Annotated in this window: 3 protein-coding genes and 1 pseudogene; all 4 read right to left on the bottom strand. The window is 32.6% G+C overall.

The genetic code is table 11. The features are described 5' to 3' along the window. Positions 1-103, bottom strand: a 103-nt coding sequence (locus tag QVO88_RS12345) for an AgrD family cyclic lactone autoinducer peptide (protein ID WP_369678566.1), incomplete at its 3' end; no start/stop codon positions are given. A 122-nt stretch (positions 104-225) separates the two neighbouring features. Continuing rightward, entirely contained in the window at positions 226-1,470 is a 1,245-nt protein-coding gene (locus QVO88_RS07780) for a sensor histidine kinase (protein WP_022287932.1), read from the bottom strand. A 1-nt stretch (position 1,471) separates the two neighbouring features. Then, positions 1,472-2,197, bottom strand: a complete 726-nt coding sequence (locus QVO88_RS07785) for a LytTR family DNA-binding domain-containing protein (protein WP_022287933.1) — start codon at positions 2,195-2,197, stop codon at positions 1,472-1,474. A gap of 224 nt (positions 2,198-2,421) precedes the next feature. Then, positions 2,422-2,577, bottom strand: a pseudogene (locus QVO88_RS12350) (tyrosine-type recombinase/integrase); the annotation flags it as partial. Positions 2,578-3,049 lie beyond the last annotated feature (472 nt).

Raw genomic sequence — 3,049 nt, forward strand, 5'->3', positions numbered from 1 at the left:
TGAAAAGGCATGTAGAATTCACGTTTGATACAGTAACCAAAAGTGCCAACGCAGCAAACACCTTACCCATTCTTGTGCTGAGTTTCATTAAATTTCTTTTCATATGATTTTATTCCTTTCATAACAAGTTATGACTTGATTATACATAATATAAGAATACAAAACCGTAAATGTCAAAAAGAACGTCTTTTTTGTAAAAAAAATAGAGGTAACTTATTGTTACCTCTATTTTTCATACATTATCACTGATGTTTCAAACCAGTTATCAGATACATTAGTTTTTAAAAGTCCTCCATATTTTTCCGCGATATTTTGAACACTCTTTAACCCTATTCCATGATTTATCTCATCATTTTTTCTTGTCCTTTTATCCTTGTGTATAATTCCGTCAAATGAATTTCCTACTAATATTTTAATGTAACCCTGCTTATAAACAATATCGATAGTTATCTTCTTTTCATCGTTCTCTCCTAGGAGGCTTAACGCTTCAAGTGCATTATCTATCAGATTACAAATAACAATATTTAAATCAAATGAACTAATAAGAATTTGCTCAGGAAGAACAACATGATAACTTTTTTCAACGCTGTTGTTCTCTAACGGTGCCAATTTGTAATTCAGAACACTGTCGATCGTTTCATTTCCTGAGTCAATAATAACATTATTACTATAAATATAATCATTGGTTTCAGCAAGGTAATCTTTAAGCTGATCGTATTTCTCAGCACTAAGCAAACTTTGCATATTGATAATATGATTTTTCATATCATGCTTTAAAAATCTTATCTTCATCTGAGATTCCTGCATTAAATGCAACTGATTAAGATATGCCTTGTTTTGCTGCTCAATAACGTCAGTTTCATATTGCTGGGAAAACATATTTACCAAATTATCATAAAGGTAAAGAATAACTATGTTCATCAATAATATGATAACGCTTAAAATCAACGATATGACATTGAGATCTTTTGCGACAAAGTAACCAACCATTATACTGCCAAGCGGAACAAATATCACAGTAATATAATACATTATTGGTAATTTTACAATTTGATCGCTGTATTTAAAATAGCTCTTAGCTATGATATTTACAAGTGTTAGAAACACAATATTTGATACAAATCCCTCATCAAAAAAAACAGAGTTTATATTGAGTAAAGACTGTATAGCAACAACCGCTGTATCTACTACAATGGAAAAAACACATAACACAAATGCTGACAACAAAGACTTAAATAACGATACTTTATAGTACAAAAATATAAGAATAAATGGTATAATGTTTGACAGAATCGTAATCAATCGATTGTCAAAGGCCAAATACGCACAGCTATTTATAATGTAATAAAGTGTAAACAGGACAATATCTGATTTTGCCGACTCTTTTTTCTTTTGTAAAAACACATTGGAAAACTGATAAGTGGCATATATGTGAAACACATTTGAAAACAAATAAAATAAAGTAGTCATATCATTCTTTCAACAGCTGTTCACTGACCTCCATTTTCTTATTAGGGCTTATCGGCAATTCCACTCGGTCTATGCCAATAAGGACGACTGAATGTGAAGTGAATCTTTCAATATAATTCTTATTTACTAAATACGATTTATGAATACTGATAAAATCACTTAAACTTTCATTGTCAAGCAGATTAGATAATTTTCCGTAAAAGGTGTATTGATTCGTAATAGTATGTATCACTATTGTTCTGCCCTGACTCTCAAAATAACAAATATTAGATACTATGATACTGTTTTTGACTTTATGTGCAGTATATTCAAACACCTTTTTTCTCTTAGCCTGATCCAAATAATAAGTTTCAAAAAATTCAACTATTCTTTCATAGGTAATTGGCTTTTTTATATAATCATAGGGCCTTATTTTAATGGAGTCAATAGCATACTCGCCATAAGATGTCACATAAACAATAGCAGTGTTGTCATTGGCATACAGTCCACGCAATCTTTTTCCAAGCTCAATACCATTCATTTGTTTTTCCTCATTATTTTTAAATTCAATATCGAGCAATATAACATCAAACGAGTTCCCCTTGAGATACTCGTCCATTAATTCCTCACAAGTATCAAATTCTGCATGATCAATTTCTCTGTCACATTGCATTGAATAATCTAACAAATACTTTGATAAACTTTCCTGCATATGTTTATCATCATCACAAATTGCAACTCTGATCATACGATCACCGCCTTTATTCGCCATTATACCAAACATTTATCAGAAAATCAATACATATTTTATCAATTTTCTGGTATAATAGTTTACAAAACAAAATATAATTTTTTCGCAAAATCTGCACCTACAGGCAAAAAGGCAAAAAATCAACGTAAAATCATGCATTATTTACTACCAATAAGATGTTTCTGACGGCTAAAAACTTTTAAGCTACAAAATTGAGTTTTTCAACATATTTCTTTTTTTGTATCAAGCGATGAGTGAACATAGCGGTTAAGTGTAATATTAACATTAGAATGACCTAGCAACTCGCTGACAGTTTTAGCATCAAAGCCATTCTCAATACAAACAGTAGCGTATGTGTGACGCAGTAAATGAAAATTAACGTTTTGAAAATGAACTTTAACCGTTCTTCTTTCCAGACTTCCGACGGTTCGCGGTGAAAAAAGCAGATGCTTTCTCCAGAAATTCATTAAGCTCTTCAAGCTCACGGTTTTTTCTTTTCAAACTCTTTGATCCGCTTGTTTGCTGCCTGAAGCTGCTGTGCGATAGTAAGTGACTCTCCTGGTGTACGTGAGCCTGCACCTGTGTCTATTTCCCCAATCCGCGCCTTTTTGCACCCACGTCACCAGCGTCCCTTTGGGGATGCGCAGCTCATCTGCTGCCTTGGTGCCAATCTCCTTTGCGAGCTTTATTGCCTGCTTTCGTTAAATTGTGTTGACAAATCCCATTAAACAAGGACTTTCGGATAAAGAAAACGGACACCAATCAAGATACGCATTGTATCAAAATTGGTGTCCTGTTATGTCTTGCTGAGACCAAATGGATGCATACTTCAAAAGTATTATTTTAAGC

The sequence above is a fragment of the Ruminococcus sp. CAG:57 genome, from assembly GCF_000435935.1.
Taxonomy (GTDB): domain Bacteria; phylum Bacillota; class Clostridia; order Oscillospirales; family Ruminococcaceae; genus Hominimerdicola; species Hominimerdicola aceti.

Bases quoted from the DNA above. Each gene is read 5' to 3' on its own strand.
- QVO88_RS07780 (WP_022287932.1), bottom strand. From the start codon at position 1,470: ATGACTACTTTATTTTATTTGTTTTCAAATGTGTTTCACATATATGCC.
- QVO88_RS07785 (WP_022287933.1), bottom strand. From the start codon at position 2,197: ATGATCAGAGTTGCAATTTGTGATGATGATAAACATATGCAGGAAAGT.